The following is a 20,563-nucleotide window of genomic DNA, read 5'->3' as shown; positions in this document are numbered from 1 at the left end:
TGCTTTTGCAGTATTATAGCTGGAACAGGGCTTACGAAACCCTCCAGATCCGTAAAATTTTCAATAAACATATTTTTCTCAAATGGTTATATTGGAAATTTATCAACGTGTAGATTGGCAGGTTTCGTAAGCCCTGTTAAAAAATTTTGGTGAGCGTAGCTCAGTTGGTAGAGCCCCGGGTTGTGATCCCGGTTGTCGTGGGTTCGAGTCCCATCGTTCACCCCATTTGTAACAAATTTAATTTTGAGTCTACCGCTAAAGATTCCATCTGAGTCTTTACAAGACTGAATTACTGATTGATAATCCAACCTGATTGCGAAAGTGGCGGAATTGGTAGACGCACTGGATTTAGGTTCCAGCGGGGCGACCCGTGAGAGTTCGAGTCTCTCCTTTCGCACCATTTCATGATAACTTCCGAGAGGTGAATTAATGCAAGTTTCTGTTGAGACCCTAAAAGGTTTGGAGCGTAAGGTTACAGTTTCTGTGCCTACAGAGAAAGTTGAGGAAGAAGTGAGCTTGCGTCTCAGAAATCTTGCTCGCAAAGTGAAAATAGATGGTTTTCGTCCCGGTAAAGTTCCATTTAATGTTGTAAAAAGCCGTTTCTCTGATAGCGTGCGTGAAGAAGTTGCCCGGGAAATGGTACAATCTACCTTATATGAAGCCTTACAAAAAAACGAATTGGTGCCTGCAGGTTATCCTCATGTTGAGCCTTTAGAAATGGAGCCTGGTAAGGATTTTAAATACACTGCCGTATTTGAAGTTATGCCTGTTTTTGAAGTGGTTGAACTGAATCAGGCTCAAGTGGAGTTAATTCGATCTGAAATCACTGATAAAGATGTTGACAGCATGATTGAAAAGTTGCGTGAACAAAACAAAGAATGGCATGAAGTAACTCATGCAGTTAAAAATGGTGATAAGGTTGTTATCGATTTCCAGGGATTTTTGGATGACAAGCCATTCGAAGGTGGCAGTGCTGAGGGGTATGAGCTTGTAATTGGTTCCGGATCGATGATTCCTGGGTTTGAAGATGGGGTTGTCGGTGGAAAAATTGACAAACCGTTCGATATAAAAGTTAATTTTCCAGAAGATTATGGTCATAAAGATTTAGCTGGGAAGGAAGCAACATTCAAGATCACTATCAAGAAGGTTATGGAAGGCAAATTGCCAGCTTTGGATGATGCGTTCGCAGAGAAATTTAATATTAAAGAAGGTGGCATTGAGTCTCTTAAAAAAGACATCAGGGAAAATATGGCGCGTGAACTGGAACGCCGTGTCAGTATGATGAACAGAGAGAAATTGTTTGATGCATTAATGTCTGTAAATAATGTTGAGCTACCACTTGCTTTGATAGATAAAGAAATTGAGCATTTAAAACATGATATGTATCATCGCTTGTTTGGTCACGAACATAAAGATGATGAAAAAATTCCTGATTTTCCAAGGGAGCTATTTGAAGAACAAGCCAAGCGACGTGTACACTTGGGCTTGCTTTTTGCTGAGTATGTAAAAAAACACGAAATTGTTGCAGATAATGACAAAGTAAATGCTATGATTGATAAATTTGCCAGTGCTTACGAAAGTCCCGATGAGCTTCGCGCGTGGTATCAAAGCAGCAAAGAACATATGGCTGAAGTTGAAGCATTAGTTATGGAAGATATGGTTGCTGATAAAATAGCAGAAGATGCGAAACTTAAATATAAAAATATGGATTATGATTCAGTGATGAATCCCAAAAAGGGCACTGAGAAAAAAGGAGAGTAAGCATGCCGGGCTATTCAGATAATATTATCCGCAATGCAAGCGGTTTAATACCAATGGTAATTGAGCAAACCTCGCGAGGTGAGCGTTCCTATGATATTTACTCAAGATTATTAAAAGAAAGGATTATTTTTCTTTTGGGTGAAGTAGAAGATCATATGGCCAACTTGGTTGTGGCTCAGTTGTTGTTTCTGGAGTCTGAAAATCCAGAGAAAGATATATCTCTATATATTAATTCTCCCGGTGGAGTCGTTACTGCAGGTCTTGCTATCTACGACACCATGCAATTTATTAAGCCAGATGTAAGTACTTTATGCATAGGTCAGGCAGCAAGTGCTGCTGCCTTGCTGCTTTGTGCTGGTGCTGAAGGCAAACGTTTTTGCTTACCTAACTCAAGAGTTATGATACATCAGCCTCTAGGTGGTTATAGAGGTCAAGCAACAGATATAGAAATTCATGCTCGAGAGACGTTGGCAGTAAGGGAGCGTTTGAATAATATTATGGCTAAACACACTAAAAAAACACCTGATCAAATCATGCGTGATACTGAAAGAGATAACTTTATGAGCGCTACTCAGGCTATGGAGTATGGTCTAATTGATAAAGTTCTCTATGACAGACAAGTTGCGGGACATTCTACAGACTTATAGCTTGGCTAGATACTCTTAGTTTATCTGAGTATAATATAAGTTGGTTTGATAGTAATGTAGTGGCGCAATATTATCTGATTGTCTAAAATTTTACATGTAATTACTATTAAATAGTAATAGCTGTAAGAAGGGGTTTGGTTATGAGTAAATCCGGTAACGGAAATGGTGATAAGGTCTTATATTGCTCTTTTTGTGGTAAGAGTCAACATGAGGTAAAAAAGTTAATTGCTGGACCTTCTGTGTTTGTATGTGATGAATGTGTAGAACTTTGTAATGATATTATTCGAGAAGAAACACATGATACTCATGAAGAAGCTGAGACACGTCTACCGACGCCAAAAGAAATATCTAATTTTCTCGATGAATACGTAATAGGGCAACAACATGCTAAAAAGGTACTATCGGTAGCGGTATATAATCACTACAAAAGATTACAGCATAAAAGTGAGGATGGTGTTGAGCTTGGTAAAAGTAATATCCTACTTATAGGACCTACTGGCAGTGGTAAGACTCTTTTAGCTCAAACTTTAGCGCGAATTCTTAATGTGCCTTTTGCTATGGCTGATGCCACGACCCTTACTGAGGCTGGATATGTTGGTGAAGACGTTGAAAATATCATTCAGAAATTATTGCAGAAGTGTGACTATGATGTAGATAAAGCGCAGCAAGGTATTGTCTATATCGATGAAATTGATAAGATTTCACGCAAATCAGATAACCCGTCTATTACCAGAGATGTATCAGGAGAAGGTGTTCAACAAGCTTTACTGAAATTAATCGAAGGAACTATTGCATCGGTTCCACCACAAGGTGGGCGAAAGCATCCACAGCAGGAGTTTTTGCAGGTAGATACGTCGAATATTTTATTTATCTGTGGCGGTGCTTTTGCGGGTTTGGACAAAGTAATTCGTGAACGAAGCGATAAATCAAGCATAGGTTTTTCTGCTCAATTGAAAAGCAAAAAAAACAGTAATGATGAAGTTTCAAAAGTTTTAGGCCAATTAGAATCAGATGATTTAATTAAATATGGATTAATTCCTGAGTTTGTAGGTCGATTGCCTGTAGTAACCACCTTGCAGGAACTTGATGAAGCGGCATTGATAGATATATTAACGAGGCCAAAGAATGCTTTAACAAAGCAATTTCAATCACTTTTCAAAATGGAAGGTTCTGAACTTGAGTTTAGGGAAGAAGCTTTGATTGCTATTGCCAAAAAAGCCCTCGAAAGAAAAATGGGTGCAAGAGGTTTGCGCTCAATACTTGAAAATATCCTTTTAGACACCATGTATGACTTACCTTCCTTGGAAGGTGTGAATAAGATCGTGATTGATGAGAGTGTAGTGAATGGACTATCTAAACCGATTCTCATTTATGAACAGGATGAGAAAAAAAGTGTGTCTGGTAGCAAAGATTAGGTAAAACTTTTGATTTCTGCAATAATTTAAATCATTGCAGAAATCATTTTATATTTCATTCATAAAAACATTAAAAGCTGCTTCTGCAGCTTAAAATAAATAATTTAATCATCTAAACACCAATAGATTAACTCTCATATTACGAATTGTTCACTAGCACCAATAACTGTATACTCATAAGTATTAGTATAAGAAACTATAACCAAGAATTTTTCCTTTGAATAAGGGTCATTATGTCTAGTGAAAATGAAATAATCTCAAATGAGACTGAGAAATCTTCAGCTTTACCTGTATTACCATTGAGAGACGTAGTCGTCTATCCGCATATGGTTATACCTCTCTTTGTGGGGCGAGGAAAATCAATTAAAGCCCTTGAAGCGGCGATGATTGATAATAAACAAATTTTTTTAGTTGCTCAGCGTAAATCCGCCCATGATGATCCTGGTCCAGAAGACATCTATCAAGTAGGAACAATATCCAGTGTTTTACAATTATTAAAGTTACCGGATGGAACTGTAAAAGTTCTTGTTGAAGGTGAACGGCGTGCAAGCGTCAAGGAGTATACTCAGGATAAAGGTTACCTTGAAGCTACACTTGAACTCATTGAAGAAGTTGGCTCAACAATACAAGAGCAAGAAATTGGAATTCTAATGCGATCTTTGATGTCGCAATTTGAGCAATATATAAAGCTTAATAAAAAAATTCCGCCAGAGGTCTTATCCCCATTAGCAAGCATAGAAGAGCCAGGTCGCTTGGCTGATACAATTGCTGCGCATTTAACACTTAAAGTAGATGATAAGCAAGAGTTGCTTGAAACTATGGATGTTGGAACTCGACTTGAAAAATTAATGGCTGCGATTGAAAACGAAATTGATCTGTTGCATGTGGAAAAACGTGTAAGAGGTCGAGTCAAACGTCAAATGGAAAAAAGTCAAAGAGAGTACTATCTAAACGAGCAAATCAAGGCTATTCAGAAAGAATTAGGTGAGATGGGTGAAGAAGGCAATGAGATTGAACAATTGGAAAATTCAATCAAAAAAGCCGGTATGCCGAAAGAAGCCAAAGAGAAAGCACTAGCAGAATTACATAAATTAAAAATGATGTCCCCAATGTCTGCTGAAGCAACTGTTATTCGTAATTATCTGGATTGGATGCTAATGGTTCCATGGAAGAAGCGAACCAAAATTCAGTTTGATTTATTGAAAGCAGAAAAATTACTTGATAAGGAACATCATGGTCTGGAGCAGGTTAAAGAACGTATCATCGAATATCTTGCAGTGCAACAACGAGTAAAAAGATTGAAAGGCCCAATCTTGTGTTTAGTAGGACCTCCTGGAGTAGGTAAAACCTCTCTTGGGCAATCTATCGCTAACGCAACAGGAAGAACATTCATACGAATTGCTTTGGGTGGAGTTAGAGATGAGGCAGAGATTCGTGGTCACAGAAGAACCTATATAGGCTCCATGCCAGGTAAGATTATCCAAAAATTATGTAAGGCAGGAGTTAAAAATCCACTTATCATGTTAGATGAAGTGGATAAGATGGCAATGGATTTTCGTGGTGATCCGGCATCAGCATTACTGGAAGTATTAGATCCGGAACAAAACCATACCTTTAGTGATCATTATTTGGAAGTGGACTATGACTTAAGCGATGTCATGTTTATTGCAACAGCAAATTCGCTTGAAATTCCTGCTCCATTACTTGATAGAATGGAAGTGATTCGTTTGCCCGGGTACACCGAGGATGAAAAAGTCAGTATAGCTGAAAAATATTTGGTTCCTAAACAAATGCTATTAAATGGTTTAACCAGTGAAGAAATCCATATCAGCGAGGGAGCCATCAGAGATATCATTCGTTATTATACGCGAGAGGCAGGGGTCCGTAATCTTGAAAGAGATATAGCGAGCATATGCAGAAAAGTTGTTAAAGAAATACTCTCAAGCAAGAAAAGCAAAAAAGGAAAAACGGTCAGTATAACTGTGAGTAATATTACCAAGTACTTGGGAGTTAAAAAATATCGGTATGGATTGGCTGAACAGTACGATCAAATTGGGCAAGTCACTGGTTTGGCTTGGACTAGTGTTGGAGGTGAGCTTCTGACTATAGAAGCATCCATAATGCCAGGTAAGGGTAAGGTTACTCATACCGGTCAATTGGGCGAAGTAATGCAAGAATCAATCCATGCGGCTATGACTGTGGTTCGAAGTCGTGCCAAGGCATTGGGTTTGCCAGATGATTTTTATGAGAAACATGATTTTCATGTTCATGTCCCGGAAGGGGCAACGCCCAAAGATGGTCCAAGTGCTGGTATAGGAATGTGCACGGTTCTGGTTTCCATAGTAACTCAAATACCGGTTAAGGCAGATGTAGCCATGACAGGTGAAATTACTCTGCGTGGGCAAGTTTTGCCGATTGGAGGATTAAAAGAGAAATTGCTGGCTGCTCATCGTGGTGGAATTAAACATGTCATTATCCCCGAGGAGAATGTAAAAGACCTTGAGGAAATCCCTGATAATGTATTACGTAAGCTGGCAATTCATCCTGTTAACACCATTGAACAGGTTTTGGAGCTGGCTTTGCAACGCAATCCATGGGTGGAAGAGCCAACAAATATACAACCTGGTACTATATTGAATAAAAGATCAAAAAAAATTAAAAATAATGATTTACACGCTCATTAATACAGAGTATATTTCTCTACGTAGCCCGCTGGTGGCGGGCTCTGCAAGGATGTACGAACTTGACTGGAGCAGTTGAATCTGTTTAAATCAGCTCCGGAATATGGATGATTAACTGTAAAGGGGAAAAGATGAATAAGAGTGAATTAGTTGATGCTATAGCAAGCGGTTCAGGTTTGACCAAAGCTGACGCAAGCAGAGTTCTTGAAACTTTTATGGCTACTGTAACTGATGTCTTAAAGAAAGGCGATCAAGTTGTAATACCTGGTTTTGGTTCTTTTTCAACAGGTAATCGTTCAGCACGTACTGGCAGAAACCCACAGACTGGAAAAACAATCCAAATTAAAGCGTCAAGGGTTGCCAAGTTTAAAGCAGGTAAAAACCTGAAAGAAGCGGTACAACAAGCTTAAGTTTTCAGGGTGCTTAGCTCAGCTGGGAGAGCATCGCCCTTACAAGGCGAGGGTCGTAGGTTCGATCCCTACAGCACCCACCAAGAAATGGAGTGGTAGTTCAGTTGGTCAGAATACCGGCCTGTCACGCCGGGGGTCGCGGGTTCGAGCCCCGTCCACTCCGCCAGATAAACGCGCTGAAAGGCGCGTTTTTTTTATCAGCTTATGGTAGAATCGTTTTTCATCAAGCATTGTTAATATCAAAATGGATCTCGGGACATGTTGCAGAAGTTAAATGAACACATTCAGGGTGTAGTAGCGTGGTTAGTTATTATATTAATTGCTATTACCTTTACACTTTTTGGTGTTGATTATTATTTTCAATCTCGACAAATATCCGATGCAAAGGTAATAGTTAATGATAAACCAATTACCATGCAAGCGTTTGAAACGAACTACAGGCGCACTCGAGCTCAGCAAGATTTACCCCAAATGACTGCTGCTGATGAAAAAAATCTGCAAAATCAAGTACTGAATCAAATGATAACGAATGAGGTGAGCATTCAGGCAGCACGAAAATATGGGTTTGAGGTTAGTCCAGAACAAGCTAATGCAGCAATAGTGCAAATTCCTCAATTCCAGGAGGATGGACATTTTTCGGCACAACGTTATCAACAAGCTTTGAGTGGAGCTTTATTTACTCCTGAAACTTTTCAAAATGAAGTAAGACAGGGTATGTTGCTTAATCAGCAACGTTTTGCATTTATGGGAACATCCTTTGCTTTATCAGATGAAATAAAACGATTTGTTAGATTATACATGCAGACTAGGGATTATGATTATTTAACAGTGCCATCCGACCGTTTTGAACAACAGGCAAAGATTTCAGATGATGATATTAAAAGATATTATGATCAGCACCATAAAAAATTCATGACTTCTGAGCAAGTTATACTGGATTATGTGCTTTTGTCTATGCATGATATCAAATCACAAATCAAGATTTCACCTGAAGAAATTAAAAATTATTATGAAGAAAACAAAAGTAATTACTTAACTCCTGCTCAATGGCAGGTTGCTCATATTTTATTTGCAGTTCCAGAAAATGCTACCAAGGAAGAGCAAGATTCAATTAAGCAAAAGGCTGATGAGGTGTATAGTGATTTAAAAAAGCATCCAGACCAATTTGATAAATATGTTGTCTCTAAATCTGATGACAAGCTATCTATAGCCAATAAGGGTATTCTTCCCTGGATTACAGGGGGGCAAAATGAATATGACAGAGTACTCTCCAATTTAACTAAACCAGGACAAATTTCTACACCAGTGCAAACAAAATATGGTTATGAAATTTTTAAGCTGGTTGCTTACAAGCCAGTTACAACTAAATCTTTGCAAGAGGTTGAACCTATAATTAAGGATCAATTATTAAATGATATGGCTCAGGCTAAGTATGCTCAAGCTTTGGAGCAATTAACAGATTTAAGTTATCAAACACCTGATTCACTTGATCCCGTTTTAGATACTTTAAAACTGAAAATTCAACATACCGAGCCTTTTTCTCGTGATGGTGGCAAGCAATCGATTACCAAAAATAAACAAGTTATCCATACAGCATTTAGCACTGATGTACTGGAACTAGGTAATAACAGCGAGCCTATACAGCTTGATAATGATTCTGTAGTCGTTTTACGAGTGAAGAAACATATACCCTCTAGAGAACAAACCTTGGGCGAAGTCCAAGATAAGATTAGAAAAATACTAGCAAAACAATATGGAGATGCCAAAGCAAAAGAAATCGGCAGCAGTTTGCTTCATCCTGTTGAAGATAAGCAACAGCAGGAATTAATCGCTAGTAATCAATTCGAATGGCACTCTGTAGAGAAGGCTTCTAGAGACAGCGATAAAGCTAATTCCTTAATCAATGACATGGCATTTAATTTATTACGCCCAGAAAGCCGTGATGGAGTGATTTTAGACAATGGTGACTATGTCGTTGTCAAATTAAAACGCATTAATGATGGAAAATTAAGTTCTCTGGATCAAGAGCAAAGAGACAGTTTAATCCAACAAATTGAAGCCAGTTATGGAATGATGGATTATGACTTGTATGTTAATAATTTGCTTCATCGTGCGAAAATAGTAAGAAAATAAGAAATCATAATGGCTGTTCTTCAAGAAATTTAGGGATAGCCCAAATCATCGATTTTCTTGAAGCTTTTGGGAACTACAATCTCAACTTTGAATTTTCTTCAGCGATTATCACTGGTAAGTATTACCCATTCTGTATGAGTTTTTTAAAATCTTTTAGTAAAGGAATCTGAGGAATAACCGGGTTTAATTGAACTATGAACTATTTTTTTTCTGGTCGAAGCGTTTAAATAAGCTAAATCTTAAAGAAAATTGTCTTAATATCGTAGGGTTAATGGTTGGGCCTCGCTATTTGCTCAGCCCTAATATAGACTTATTGAAAACTTTTTAAGTACATAAAAGAATTAAATCAGCATGTTAAAGCTGACTAATATTTATCTATCCTAATTCACTCATGGCAGATACTGCATGATAACCTGCATCAACATGCACTACTTCACCAGTAATCCCTGATGCCAGATCAGAACATAAAAAGGCTGCAGTATTTCCCACTTCATCTGCAGTAACATTTCTTTGTAATGGTGTAATGTTTGCATAAGCAGCATGGATTTTACGAAAATCCTTAATTCCTGCAGCCGCAAGGGTTTTAATTGGTCCAGCTGATATGGCATTAATCCGTAATCCTCTGGATCCTAAACTGGCTGCCAGATAGCGAACAGAAGCTTCTAAACTTGCCTTTGCAACTCCCATGACATTATAGTTTGGCACTGCTTTTTCTGCCCCATAATAACTTAAGGTTAAAATTGAACCCTGAGTGTCAAGCATCATTGGTAATGCGGCTTGAGACAAACCGATGAGGCTATAGGCACTAATATCATGAGCGATTCTAAATCCTTCTCTGTTTGCGCACTCTACAAAATCACCACTGATTTGATCAGCGGGAGCATAAGCTACAGAATGTATCAGAATATCTAATTTATCCCAGTGCGTACGTAAGTTATCAAATACAGCTTTTATTTCTTCATCACTTGCAACATCACATGGAAAAGCTAGAGTTGAATTAAATTCCGATGCCATTGTTTCAACTCGTGATTGTAATTTTTCGTTTTGGTAAGTAAAAGCCAGTTCAGCACCTTGATTATGGAATGCTTTTGCAATGCCATATGCTATTGATCTGTTGCTTGCCAATCCAACAATGAGTGCTTTTTTTCCAGTTAAAAATCCCACAATAGTATCTCCTCCCATTATTTTTAATTTAGCAGGGCGAAGTGAGTGTTACTTCGATCCTGGACTAAAACCACGTTTTTACTAGGCTTTTTTTAAACAATCTAATAAAAAATCAACTGCTTCGGGTATGTGAAGCCAATAATTCCCGCATTTTAGCTTGAATCATCTCTATAGCGATTCTGTTTTCACCACCTCGAGGTACTATTATATCAGCGTAGCGGCTTGATGGTTCAATAAATTGCATATACATAGGGCGCACTGTAGTTTCATATTGATGAATAACTGATTCAAACGAACGATGCCTTTCTACTACATCTCTTTTTAAACGTCTCGTTAAACAGACATCGAGAGGAGTCGACATAAATATGCGAATATCCATAATTTCACGAAGAGCCTTATCACTGAAAAGCAGTATTCCTTCGAGTACAATAATGGCATGCTGACCAACAGCCCTGGTTTCGGGTAAACGCAGATGTTTGGAATGAGAATATATTGGAATTTGTACTGTATTTCCAACTCTCAGTTGACGAAGATGCTCATATAGAAGAGCGTGATCAAAGGAGTCAGGATGATCGTAATTTATTTTTTCTCTCTCTGCAAAGGGTAGATGTCCATTATCTTTATAGTAGGCATCCTCAGAGATAACGACAACCTGTTCTGATCCTAATTCATTGACTATCGTATTTGCTAATAAACTTTTTCCAGATGCTGATGGGCCGGAAATCCCAATAATAATTGCTTGCTTTGTCATAATGATTTCATTAAAAATTTTGTACGAATAGTAAAGTTTTTTTAGTTGGAATTCAATCATTCTCTCCCGTCTTATGAAAAGCATTTATCACTTCAATTAAAGGCTGTCCCACAGCTGCAGCAGGGGGTTTAATTAATAATAAGGAAGATAAGGTTGGGGCAATATCCGTTGTGAATACTTGTCTAAATATACGTTTTGGTTTTATGTCAGGGTGTACAAACAGCAGCGGCACGTAAGTATCATATTGCCATGGGCTGCCATGAGCAACTCGATCTTCACTTTTTGCGCCGTGGCTTTGATATGGCGGTTGGACAATGTAAATATCACCTGCACGGTAAGTGTAAGACATGCGGTCAACTTTAGCGCTTAACCAATCCTTTTCAATATCACGTATAGGTAATGGGTAGGCCTTGAATATCCCTGGAAGATGGCTGATTTCTTCTGTTAGGTAGATACTGACTTGCGTAATATCCAGATTTTTCTCTTTTATAATTTGGTGATCAAGGTAGATGAAAGGAGGATTGATTGACATTAAAGTTTGCGCTGGCAGATTGAAGCGCTTTAATAATAAATTCTCGATGTGTTTTCCCATCGCTTCTATATTAATAGGTTTTATTTCAGGTATTTTATGTGTTTTAAGGTATGAAGGGCCATCGCTAACACCATGATCGGCGGTGAGTATAATTAAAGTATTGTTAAGACCCACTTCCTTATCAATGGTTTTAAAGAGTTGACTTAATGTATTATCAAGAGCGATCAAATTGTCTTCTGCTTCCAGGCTGTTAGGCCCAAATTGATGACCAATGGCATCTACTGCAGAAAAACTGATTGCAAGATAATCTGTTTGACCTGTTGTTTTCCCTAATTTTTCATTAATTAGTAACTGTTTAGCAAAATCAGCGGTTAATTCATCTGCTTTCGGGGTTCTGGAAAGTGATTTGAAATACTCTTCAGATGGAGGATTGGTTATATGATGAGGAAATGTCTGACCAAAGCTACCATAGTTATGACGAAACGGAGGAGTATTTGCATTCTGATAGAATGATATAGGATGAGAAAGGTTCCAGTCGAAGGCTTTGGGTTGATAGTTTTTATTCCAGTTTTCTACCCATAATGGATAACTGGAATAGTAGTAATTGCTTGTAACAAATCCGCCATTCGTTTTATCAAACCAAAACGCTTTTCCTGCATGACCTGCCAGAGTGATAGCTGCTCTGTCTTTTAAGGACACACCAAACGCTTTGCCTTTTTTTGCTAAAATGATTTCGTCGCTTAATGTGGACGGTTTTAGGTTCCGTGGTGAGCGTCCTGAAATTTCGTTATGGGTATGTAAAGTGGGTAAAATTTTGGCCTGTAAATCCTCCATGCAGTACTTTAGTTTTTTTGTTTTTCTATCGTACCAATCATTATCTACTATGCCGTGTAAAGAGGGGTAGCTTCCTGTTGCAATAGTGCTATGGCCTGCGCAGGTCGTTGTATTGGCATGGGGATGATGGGCATTATGATAATCCAGACCATGAGCAAGTAAATAATTGAAACCAGAAGGTCCAAACTGTTTATGATGGCGATAAATTAAATCTCCTCGTAACTGGTCAACAACTATTTGTAGAATTAATTTATGTTGGCCGTAATCGGCATAGCTAATTAAGGAATTGAGCAAAAGAAGAATACTGCAGCTTATTTTTTTCATTATGATAACCATTATATATTGCTAATTGACGCGTAAATTAAATCAAATGTTTTATAAAAACAATAAATAGCTTATTTATATTTGTTGTAATTTTTATTGTCCTCTAACTAATTGAGCAAAAAACATCCTGATTTAATTAGTCTTACCTTGTTCTTCAATCGTCGCTAACAATGCTTAAAAATACTATCCAGAAGACCATTCATTTGATGAGTGAATAAGAAAATTGTAAATTTTTCATTAAAATCAATAGATTGAAAATTAATTAGATAGTAAAAAGAAAAAGCATGACGAAAAGAGAGAATTGGTTTAAACTGGCCTACAGTGAAAGCATTTCACTGGTCCTGTTCATGGAGTATAAGGAGAAAACAAGATGTCATTTGAATTGGTCGCATATGAAAAATTAAAAGGAAGTATCAGGGAAAGTATCATTACTTTAATCAAGTCCCATAATGAGAAAGCTAAAATTATTGAGGATAAATTAGAGGATTCAGTAAAAGAAGTTTCAAGAGAAAGACAACCACAAGTCCTTGTTTTGCTAAAAACTATTGAACTGCTGGATAATTCATCCAAAGAACCAGAAGATAAGGCCCGCGTATTAAATGCATTGGCCTTTTACATTCGTGATCAGATTGCTGCAACTTATAAATACACTTCTCCCGACAACAGTGATTTTTATAAATCTCTTAGCATATCGCTTGATTTGAATAAGGATAATAATCCTAATCGGGAAGATTTAGCTGATATGTACGGTGCTTTGGAAAAATTCCTGCGTTCTCATGTTTATAAAAATTCTGACCCAAGAAAAGGTTATTTGGACAAACAACCTTTCGCAATCAAGCATTATTCCGTTGTTGATGATATTCTTGAATTATCTGATAGAGTACATAAATTAAGACGTGAGATTATTATTGCCGCTCGTGATTTGCACTTGCTGGCACAAAAACCAAAGAGCTCTCAAGGTGGTCTTTTTAGTGCTTCATCAGGAAAAGAAAAAGTTACTGATACTCAGGAGACTCTGACTAATCACATTTAAGAAACTTATTATCTTCTATTCTCACCTCTTCACTCAGGAAGGGGTGTAAGATTCCTGTTTTACTGGGTAACCGCTCATTGCCCAAGCCACAATTCCACCGTCTACAGAATAGACTTCGTGATATCCCAAATCCATCAGGCATTGAGCTGCATACAGTGATCTGACGCCGCTTCGGCAATGTAAATAGATAGTTTGCTCTTTATTGGGTATTTGGGTTTGTATTTCAATAGAGATACAGTCTTTAGGAATATGAAGCGCTCCTGGGATATGCATCATTTCCCATTCATCCAGTTCACGTACATCAATCAAACTCAAATTGGCTTGATTGTCCATTTGGTGTTTTAATTCATGAACGTCTATTGTTTTGATCTTATGCTTTGTCATAACGAATTTCTCTCATAGCGGGTCTGGTTAATGTGGAATGATGAAGAAGCCAGTATATGGTTGCCGTTATGACTCCTCCAATTAGAGTCGCAAATGCCCAGGTAGGAGCGGATACTAAAACCGGTTTTTGGCCTAGCCTGTAGAGACTACCAGCGTCTCTAGCCACTGCTCCGGCAAAGATAAAATGTAAAAGACCATTAATCAACATAATTAAATAGAAAAAGGTTTGGATTTGTGTGCTAAATTGTTTTGCTAATTCATTGAGCATGAATCAGACTCCTTGAGTTTGTCTCGATTGTCTCCATGATAACAGAAAAATGGCAGAAACCACTAAAGCTATTGCCATGCTCTGTATAGATGAAGGCTTCTCATCGAAAGCCAAGTACCCCCAAAACAAACCTGTTATTGCAACAACCCCACCAGTTAAACTATAAAAAACAGGTCCTGCCATACGAATGAGAATAAAGAAAAGCAAATATCCTAAACTGGATAAAATTATCTCAAGGATTACAATTTGTTTTACGAAAGTAAACGGGGCTGAGAGAGAGTAGAAGGCATGTTGCTTGAGGACAACAGGAGCAAGCAGAAGGGAAGCCGCCAGTAACATTCCATTAGCTGCTTGCAGGGCATTAATTTCTTTCGGCTGTCTGGCTCCTATATAAATCGAACAAAAAGCAAAGCCAAGAGGACTTAGCATAGCCAAAATTGTCCAGCTTGAGTAAATTCCAGAGAAGCTTATTCCTATAATTGCAAGTATACCTGACATACCAAGTAACAAGGCAAAAAATCGCCACTTATCGAGTTTTTCCTGACCTGATAAAAGAGCTAAAGGATAAACTAGTAAAGGAACAGTATTAACTAACACCGCCAATAGACCAGCAGGGATATGGCTGGCAATAAAATACATGTTGGTATTAGGAATCGCAATACCTATCAATCCACATATAAAAAAATAAGGCCAATAAACAGGATGCAGCAAAAGAGTTTGTTTTTTGAGGAGGCTAACTAAAGTTAATAGTAGGGCTGGTCCTAATGATTGCCAAAAAGCATAGCCTAGTGGGTTAACTCCATTAGTCATTGCAAATTTTGCGAGAGTATAACCTGATCCCCAGATGAATCCTAAAAAAATTAGAAGAAAGATTGATTTTATGGTTTTTAAATGGAGCATAAAAGATATGTTAAATAGTATAATTTTAGCTAATTATGCCATATTTAAGTCGGAAATAACGATATCCTTGTGAGGACTTTAAATTTTGCCAAATGAAACAATTTTTTAGGCCCTGCAAACTCTGCATAGCTATTTTATGATGTCAGTTCATTTTTTACTAATAATCCTGGCCAAGATCGTGAAGAGTCGACGGGGAATAAGTAATGCCCATATTTACGGGATGGTATTATGAAACGTTTCTATCATATAAATGATTCTCTTTTCTGTTCATGTAGTCATGATGAAAACTGTAGTAATAGTTTTTTAAGAATGATAAATACTTTCATTTTATGAATAACCTAGGTAACATCGATTCATTTTAAAGTTTAGGGAGTATGAATGGATAAGCATGAAATCCCCGTTCCACATTTGACTACTGCTCATTCTGGTCCTTTGCATCATGTGGAAAAAATAATTTTAAATAAGCTTGCTGAAATAGAATCCTGGTTCAGAAAAAAGTGGCAGGAAACACCTGCGCCTTTGACTTCATCCGTTGATTTGCGGCATGCCGGGTTTAAATTGGCTCCCGTAGATACCAATTTATTTCCAGCCGGTTTTAACAATTTGAACCCGGATTTTCTACCTCTGTGCATACAAGCTGCTCAATCTGCCTTGATTGAGTATATCCCGGATTGCACTAAAATTTTGCTCCTTCCAGAAAGCCATACTCGAAATAAGTATTATTTACAGAGCTTGAATGTATTAAAAACAATTTTTGTAAAAGCCGGTTTTATAGTTCGAATAGGGAGTTTAGATCCAGACATTAAAGAACCTACAGAGATAATACTTGAACAAGGTGATGTGTTATTAATCGAACCATTAGAAAGACAAGGTGACAAGGTAGGTCTGGATAATTTCAGCCCTTGCCTTTTGTTATTAAATAATGATTTGTCTTCAGGAGTTCCGGAAATATTACAGGGTGTGCAACAGCGGATTAGACCTACAGCCAAGTTAGGATGGGCTTCTCGGTTAAAATCAAGTCATTTTCAATTTTTTGAAGAAGTAGCTATTGAGTTTGCTGAATTAGTGGGCATTGAACCGTGGTTAATTAATCCCTATTTCAGCGCTATAGAGGGTGTCGATTTTATGGCCCAGGAAGGAATTGAAACTTTAGCTCAAGAGGTGGATAAGATATTGTCCTTAATAAATGATAAATACACCACCTACGGAATAGAAAATAAACCTTTTGCGGTAGTAAAAGCAGATAATGGTACTTATGGCATGAGCGTTATGATGGTTCATAATGGAGATGAAATTAGACAATTAAACAGAAAGCAACGTACCAGAATGTCTACCAGCAAAGGGAGCAGGAAGGTAGACAGAGTCATTATTCAGGAAGGCGTTTATACTTTTGAAACCATGCCTGATGGTTCTGTTGCTGAACCTGTAGTTTATATGATCGGCCAATTTGTTGTTGGTGGATTTTATCGTGTCCATAAAGGCAGAGGAATTGACGAAAACCTCAATGCCCCAGGAATGCATTTTGAGCCCTTGGCTTTCGCGCAAGCTTGCAATATGCCCTGTGATGATTTGGAGGTAGTTGACTGTCCAAATCGTTTTTACGTTTATGGGGTTATAGCCCGTTTGGCCGCATTGGCAGCCGCACGAGAAATTGCTGCAATTGGAGGCGAATGATGAAGCTTGCGGTGCTTATGGATCCATTAGATCAAATAAAACCCTATAAAGACTCTACAGTTGCTATGATTAAAAGTGCCCAGGAATTGGGTTGGTCTTGTGCCTACTTCACTCAAAATGAATTATATTGCAGCGATGGGAGTGCTTATGCACGAGCCCATGAAATTAACATTGGAGATATACAGAGTTTAAATTGGGCTAAAACCAGAGATTTGGGCAGCAAACCATTAAGAGAGTTTGATGTTATTTTAATGCGTAAGGATCCTCCGTTTGATATGGAGTATATTTATGCTACTTACGCTTTGGATTTAGCTGAACAAGAGGGAGTATTGGTTGCAAATAAACCGCAAAGTTTACGCGACGCGAATGAGAAATTTTTTACATTAAATTTTCCACATTGCTGTCCTCCTACCTTTGTATCCAGAGATACTCATCTGCTAAAAGATTTTTGGCAAACTCATCAACAAGTTATTTTTAAACCTCTTGAAGGGATGGGAGGCAATTCCGTTTTTTATGTTGATAAAGAGGGCAAAAATTTGTCAGTCATTTTGGAGGTATTAACCAAAGGACAGACAAAATGTATTATGGCTCAACGCTATATCCCGGACATTACCGTAAGCGGAGACAAACGTATTTTGCTAATCAATGGCGAGCCTGTGCCTTTTGCTTTGGCACGTATTCCTGCAAAAGGAGATCTGCGGGGGAATTTGGCTGCAGGAGCTAAAGGAGAAGTGGTTGCTATTACTGCAAGAGATAAATGGATATGTGAACAAATAGCTCCGGTTTTGAGAGAAAGAGGGCTATATTTTGTGGGTATCGACGTGATAGGTGATTATCTGACAGAGATTAATGTGACTAGTCCAACTTGTATTCGAGAAATTAGCGCTGAAACAGGTTTGGATATCGCAGGTGAATACATGCGTTGTCTTGAAAAGTTGCATGCTTCTTCATCAAGATAAAAAACAGTCATTATTTCGATTTCGAAGCTCAGAGATTAAAGAGGGTTGGGCTTTGCATCTTGTTCAGCACCAACCCTTATCATGACCTGGTTAATCTCAATTAAACATTTTATTCATCAACATAGTCAGAGCCTAATTGGTTATTTGATGCGCTTGATTCTTGCATTGCAGTTTTATTGGCTTTTGTATCCTCAACGAAGGATGAGCCTGTGTCTTGCTCAGTACCTGCGATAAGGTAATTCCTATGTTGAAGGTAAGCGTCTCTGATGAATGTGTATTTGTCTAACGCCTCATTCAGTAAAGGCTCAGTGTCAAATAATTGTGTTCGTAAATCAATATAGCGTAATCCAATTAAACCATAAACCAAACCAGCATCATCAATGTAAACATATGGACTCCAGAGTGCAAACTGGAACAACCATCCGGCTCCGTCGCGAAGAGTACTGGGGCCTAAAAAGGGTATTACAAGGTAAGGAGAATTTTTATCTCCCCATTTTGCAAGTGTTAGCCCCAGATCATTATAATGAGGCGGTAAACCAAATTTTTCTGCTACATCAAATAGACCAGCAACCCCTATGGTTGAGTTAATGAAGAGTCGCCAACTGTCTTTAATTACCCATTTTCCTTCGGCTTGCAGTATATCGCTGGCTATAGTAGGGAACAAATCCAGATTATTGAATGCATTATTGACGCCTTTTCTTACAATTCTGGGGACGACTGCCTTGTATAATTTTGCTGGTGGCCTTAATACAGTAGCATCAAATGCCATATTGAAGTTATGCACTTTACGATTAAAGGGTTCAAATGGATCTATCGGGTTTGTCCCTTTGTTTGCGCAGCTCGTTAAAATAAAGGATCCTACCATACCAGCAAACATTAAGATTAGTCGCATAATTATTCTATTTATTAGATACTTAAAACGATGTTACACCAGTTTTTGCTTCTTGCAAACAAAAGCTTGATGTTGACCATTGACCCTTTAATTAACTTACTATCAGACGGAAGTATCAGTGTTTCCTAGATAATGTAAATGATGAATATTTCTATTTCGTACGAAAACTTGGGTTATATAAAAACTGACTACAGCAAGAGCTAATTAAAATTGTAACAAGAAGGTCACAGGGCCATCATTGCATAAATAAACTTGCATGTTGGCTCCAAAACAACCGCTTTGCGTATTTGGGTGTAGTTTTTGAGCAAGGGTTAATAAGTTATCAAAAAGTTGACGCCCAAGTTCAGGAGAAGCTGCGTTTGAAAAACTTGGGCGTAGTCCCTTTTGAGTATCTGCCAGGAGAGTAAATTGCGGTACTAATAGCAAACCACCACTTACATCTTTTAAACTCAAGTTCATTTTGCCATTCGGGTCTTCAAAAATACGATAATTAATGCATTTATCTAGCATACGGTTGATATTCTCTAATGAATCCTTAGGCTCAAAACCACAAAGTATTAACAAGCCATGATTTATTTTGCCAACTGTTTGGCCATCAATATCAACCCTGGCTTCCTTAACTCTTTGTATCACCGTTAACATGCATCGAGACCCTGCTTTGAGATGTCCTTACTGGCATAAATCAGTGCATCAATAATCCCTGATTCTCTATCAGAATGACCAGCATCTCTGACGATTCTCAGATTGGACGCGGGGATAGCTTGATGCAGCTCCCATGCACTGGACAATGGGCTTACCAAGTCAAACCGACCATGAACAATATAGGTGGGAATATGTCTTATTTTATGGACATTAGCCATAACCTGATTTTCTTCAATAAAATAATGATTAATAATGTAATAGGATTCCAGTGTAGCTAATGCTAATGCGAAATGTGGGTCGCTGTACTGATCAATAACATATAAATGAGGCTGTAAACTACTGCATCTGGCTTGCCACAGAGCCCAGTTTTTCGCAGCAGCCATTCGGGCTAGCTCATTGGGGCCTTGTAGACATTCCGCATAATATTTGGGAATATTATCAAGTTTATTTTCAGGGACGGAGTTAATAAATTCTTCCCAATAATCAGGATAAACCAGACTGGCTCCATGCTTATAAAACCAATGGATGTCTTTTTGTCGACCTAAAAAAATTTGGTGGAGTAGTAATGCTTTAACTTGTTGAGGGAATTTCTGTGCATACAATAATGCTAATAGAGAACCCCATCCACCTCCAAATAATACAAATTCTCTCAAGCCCAGGAAATCTCTAATGGAATCAATATCTTCCATTAAAAGCTGTGTATTATTTTCTCTAATTTCCAAATGTGGAATTGAACGTCCACAACCTCGTTGGTCAAAAAGAATAATGCGATATCGTTGAGGGTCAAAAAAACGTCTTAGATGCGGGTCAGCTTCTCCACCTGGGCCATGATGCAATACAATAACAGGTATGCCTTCAGGATTTCCGGTTTCTTCCAAATAAAGTGTATGCAGTTTACTAACCTTCAATTCGTGTTGTGTGTAAGGTTTAATTGCTGGGTAGAGGGTATGCATTTTAGTCCTTTATGATAACGTCATTATATTATAATAATATCTAGTAGCTACTTTAAAAGAAAAGTATTTTGCGCTCTGATTGATCAGAAAGCAATACTTGTATGGGTTTTCTCGATATATATCCAGGAGAATTTTTAGATTTTTTGCTGCATCGATTATATCTTTGCTTTAGCAATTAAATTGAAGATAATACTTGCACTTTTTCT

At 37.9% G+C, this 20,563-nt stretch carries 18 protein-coding genes and 4 tRNA genes; 13 read left to right on the top strand and 9 right to left on the bottom strand.

Going from position 1 to position 20,563, the window contains the following annotated elements:
- Nucleotides 1–149: 149 nt before the first annotated feature.
- The 10 genes from EL201_RS09540 to EL201_RS09495 all read left to right on the top strand — a co-directional run bounded on the left by EL201_RS09540 (nt 150) and on the right by EL201_RS09495 (nt 9,047).
- Nucleotides 150–225: transfer RNA gene (locus tag EL201_RS09540), tRNA-His, on the top strand.
- A 90-nt stretch (nt 226–315) separates the two neighbouring features.
- Nucleotides 316–400, top strand: a tRNA-Leu gene (locus EL201_RS09535).
- Nucleotides 401–429: 29 nt separating this feature from the next.
- Nucleotides 430–1,761, top strand: coding sequence for a trigger factor (gene tig, locus EL201_RS09530; protein WP_027222043.1), 1,332 nt, complete (start codon nt 430–432; stop codon nt 1,759–1,761).
- Between the two features lie 2 nt (nt 1,762–1,763).
- A complete protein-coding gene (clpP, locus tag EL201_RS09525; RefSeq protein ID WP_010947585.1) occupies nt 1,764–2,408 on the top strand; it encodes an ATP-dependent Clp endopeptidase proteolytic subunit ClpP in 645 nt (214 codons plus the stop codon).
- A 140-nt stretch (nt 2,409–2,548) separates the two neighbouring features.
- Complete coding sequence (gene clpX / locus EL201_RS09520) at nt 2,549–3,823, top strand: ATP-dependent Clp protease ATP-binding subunit ClpX (protein WP_027222042.1); 1,275 nt, start codon at nt 2,549–2,551, stop codon at nt 3,821–3,823.
- A gap of 233 nt (nt 3,824–4,056) precedes the next feature.
- Entirely contained in the window at nt 4,057–6,507 is a 2,451-nt protein-coding gene (lon, locus tag EL201_RS09515; protein WP_027222041.1) for an endopeptidase La, read from the top strand.
- A gap of 128 nt (nt 6,508–6,635) precedes the next feature.
- Entirely contained in the window at nt 6,636–6,914 is a 279-nt protein-coding gene (locus EL201_RS09510; RefSeq protein WP_011214112.1) for an HU family DNA-binding protein, read from the top strand.
- A gap of 7 nt (nt 6,915–6,921) precedes the next feature.
- Nucleotides 6,922–6,997, top strand: a tRNA-Val gene (locus tag EL201_RS09505).
- A gap of 6 nt (nt 6,998–7,003) precedes the next feature.
- Nucleotides 7,004–7,080, top strand: a tRNA-Asp gene (locus EL201_RS09500).
- Nucleotides 7,081–7,172: 92 nt separating this feature from the next.
- Nucleotides 7,173–9,047 carry a SurA N-terminal domain-containing protein gene (locus EL201_RS09495; protein WP_027222040.1) on the top strand — a complete coding sequence of 625 codons (1,875 nt, stop codon included), beginning with the start codon at nt 7,173–7,175 and terminating at the stop codon, nt 9,045–9,047.
- A 375-nt stretch (nt 9,048–9,422) separates the two neighbouring features.
- On the opposite strand, the gene EL201_RS09490 is transcribed toward EL201_RS09495, so the two are convergent.
- The 3 genes from EL201_RS09490 to EL201_RS09480 all read right to left on the bottom strand — a co-directional run bounded on the left by EL201_RS09490 (nt 9,423) and on the right by EL201_RS09480 (nt 12,652).
- Complete coding sequence (locus tag EL201_RS09490) at nt 9,423–10,229, bottom strand: enoyl-ACP reductase FabI (RefSeq protein ID WP_080273009.1); 807 nt, start codon at nt 10,227–10,229, stop codon at nt 9,423–9,425.
- A gap of 94 nt (nt 10,230–10,323) precedes the next feature.
- Nucleotides 10,324–10,962 carry a uridine kinase gene (udk, locus tag EL201_RS09485; RefSeq protein ID WP_027222038.1) on the bottom strand — a complete coding sequence of 213 codons (639 nt, stop codon included), beginning with the start codon at nt 10,960–10,962 and terminating at the stop codon, nt 10,324–10,326.
- A 52-nt stretch (nt 10,963–11,014) separates the two neighbouring features.
- Nucleotides 11,015–12,652 carry an alkaline phosphatase family protein gene (locus tag EL201_RS09480; protein WP_027222037.1) on the bottom strand — a complete coding sequence of 546 codons (1,638 nt, stop codon included), beginning with the start codon at nt 12,650–12,652 and terminating at the stop codon, nt 11,015–11,017.
- Nucleotides 12,653–13,022: 370 nt separating this feature from the next.
- Here EL201_RS09480 and lem14 point away from each other — a divergent pair, with 370 nt between their 5' ends.
- Nucleotides 13,023–13,685 carry a Dot/Icm T4SS effector Lem14 gene (lem14, locus tag EL201_RS09475; RefSeq protein ID WP_027222036.1) on the top strand — a complete coding sequence of 221 codons (663 nt, stop codon included), beginning with the start codon at nt 13,023–13,025 and terminating at the stop codon, nt 13,683–13,685.
- 33 nt (nt 13,686–13,718) lie between these two features.
- On the opposite strand, the gene EL201_RS09470 is transcribed toward lem14, so the two are convergent.
- The 3 genes from EL201_RS09470 to EL201_RS09460 are packed head-to-tail and all read right to left on the bottom strand — an operon-like array spanning nt 13,719 to nt 15,237.
- Nucleotides 13,719–14,069, bottom strand: a complete 351-nt coding sequence (locus tag EL201_RS09470) for a rhodanese-like domain-containing protein (protein WP_027222035.1) — start codon at nt 14,067–14,069, stop codon at nt 13,719–13,721.
- Nucleotides 14,056–14,337, bottom strand: coding sequence for a hypothetical protein (locus EL201_RS09465; RefSeq protein WP_027222034.1), 282 nt, complete (start codon nt 14,335–14,337; stop codon nt 14,056–14,058). Before EL201_RS09465 ends, EL201_RS09470 begins: the two co-directional genes overlap by 14 nt.
- A 3-nt stretch (nt 14,338–14,340) precedes the next feature.
- Nucleotides 14,341–15,237: a DMT family transporter gene (locus EL201_RS09460; protein ID WP_027222033.1), complete on the bottom strand. Its 897-nt coding sequence runs from the start codon at nt 15,235–15,237 to the stop codon at nt 14,341–14,343.
- A 378-nt stretch (nt 15,238–15,615) separates the two neighbouring features.
- Between EL201_RS09460 and gshA the strand changes: the two genes are divergently transcribed.
- Together gshA and gshB are read left to right on the top strand one after the other, a co-directional pair.
- The gene (gene gshA, locus EL201_RS09455; RefSeq protein ID WP_027222032.1) at nt 15,616–16,911 is read left to right on the top strand and encodes a glutamate--cysteine ligase; all 1,296 of its coding nucleotides are present in this window, start codon (nt 15,616–15,618) and stop codon (nt 16,909–16,911) included.
- A complete protein-coding gene (gene gshB, locus EL201_RS09450; RefSeq protein ID WP_027222031.1) occupies nt 16,911–17,870 on the top strand; it encodes a glutathione synthase in 960 nt (319 codons plus the stop codon). Before gshA ends, gshB begins: the two co-directional genes overlap by 1 nt.
- Nucleotides 17,871–17,979: 109 nt before the next feature.
- Here gshB and EL201_RS09445 read toward each other — a convergent pair whose 3' ends face one another.
- The 3 genes from EL201_RS09445 to pip form a co-directional block, all read right to left on the bottom strand.
- Nucleotides 17,980–18,762 (bottom strand): MlaA family lipoprotein, encoded by a 783-nt coding sequence (locus EL201_RS09445; RefSeq protein ID WP_027222030.1) that lies wholly within the window; start codon nt 18,760–18,762, stop codon nt 17,980–17,982.
- 204 nt (nt 18,763–18,966) lie between these two features.
- On the bottom strand, nt 18,967–19,404 hold the full coding sequence (dtd, locus tag EL201_RS09440; RefSeq protein ID WP_027222029.1) for a D-aminoacyl-tRNA deacylase: 438 nt from the start codon (nt 19,402–19,404) through the stop codon (nt 18,967–18,969).
- The gene (gene pip / locus EL201_RS09435; RefSeq protein WP_027222028.1) at nt 19,398–20,357 is read right to left on the bottom strand and encodes a prolyl aminopeptidase; all 960 of its coding nucleotides are present in this window, start codon (nt 20,355–20,357) and stop codon (nt 19,398–19,400) included. Before pip ends, dtd begins: the two co-directional genes overlap by 7 nt.
- Nucleotides 20,358–20,563: the final 206 nt, after the last annotated feature.

Origin of the sequence: Legionella pneumophila subsp. pascullei, from assembly GCF_900637585.1 — a bacterium.
Lineage (GTDB): Bacteria > Pseudomonadota > Gammaproteobacteria > Legionellales > Legionellaceae > Legionella > Legionella pascullei.
Note: the sequence above shows the minus strand (reverse complement) of the source record. Positions and strands in the feature narration are given on the sequence as shown.

Bases quoted from the DNA above. Each gene is read 5' to 3' on its own strand.
- clpP (WP_010947585.1), top strand. From the start codon at position 1,764: ATGCCGGGCTATTCAGATAATATTATCCGCAATGCAAGCGGTTTAATA.
- udk (WP_027222038.1), bottom strand. From the start codon at position 10,962: ATGACAAAGCAAGCAATTATTATTGGGATTTCCGGCCCATCAGCATCT.
- EL201_RS09480 (WP_027222037.1), bottom strand. From the start codon at position 12,652: ATGAAAAAAATAAGCTGCAGTATTCTTCTTTTGCTCAATTCCTTAATT.
- EL201_RS09470 (WP_027222035.1), bottom strand. From the start codon at position 14,069: ATGACAAAGCATAAGATCAAAACAATAGACGTTCATGAATTAAAACAC.
- EL201_RS09510 (WP_011214112.1), top strand. From the start codon at position 6,636: ATGAATAAGAGTGAATTAGTTGATGCTATAGCAAGCGGTTCAGGTTTG.
- tig (WP_027222043.1), top strand. From the start codon at position 430: ATGCAAGTTTCTGTTGAGACCCTAAAAGGTTTGGAGCGTAAGGTTACA.
- pip (WP_027222028.1), bottom strand. From the start codon at position 20,357: ATGCATACCCTCTACCCAGCAATTAAACCTTACACACAACACGAATTG.
- gshA (WP_027222032.1), top strand. From the start codon at position 15,616: ATGGATAAGCATGAAATCCCCGTTCCACATTTGACTACTGCTCATTCT.
- gshB (WP_027222031.1), top strand. From the start codon at position 16,911: ATGAAGCTTGCGGTGCTTATGGATCCATTAGATCAAATAAAACCCTAT.
- EL201_RS09465 (WP_027222034.1), bottom strand. From the start codon at position 14,337: ATGCTCAATGAATTAGCAAAACAATTTAGCACACAAATCCAAACCTTT.
- EL201_RS09460 (WP_027222033.1), bottom strand. From the start codon at position 15,237: ATGCTCCATTTAAAAACCATAAAATCAATCTTTCTTCTAATTTTTTTA.
- lon (WP_027222041.1), top strand. From the start codon at position 4,057: ATGTCTAGTGAAAATGAAATAATCTCAAATGAGACTGAGAAATCTTCA.
- EL201_RS09445 (WP_027222030.1), bottom strand. From the start codon at position 18,762: ATGCGACTAATCTTAATGTTTGCTGGTATGGTAGGATCCTTTATTTTA.
- EL201_RS09490 (WP_080273009.1), bottom strand. From the start codon at position 10,229: ATGGGAGGAGATACTATTGTGGGATTTTTAACTGGAAAAAAAGCACTC.
- lem14 (WP_027222036.1), top strand. From the start codon at position 13,023: ATGTCATTTGAATTGGTCGCATATGAAAAATTAAAAGGAAGTATCAGG.
- dtd (WP_027222029.1), bottom strand. From the start codon at position 19,404: ATGTTAACGGTGATACAAAGAGTTAAGGAAGCCAGGGTTGATATTGAT.
- clpX (WP_027222042.1), top strand. From the start codon at position 2,549: ATGAGTAAATCCGGTAACGGAAATGGTGATAAGGTCTTATATTGCTCT.
- EL201_RS09495 (WP_027222040.1), top strand. From the start codon at position 7,173: ATGTTGCAGAAGTTAAATGAACACATTCAGGGTGTAGTAGCGTGGTTA.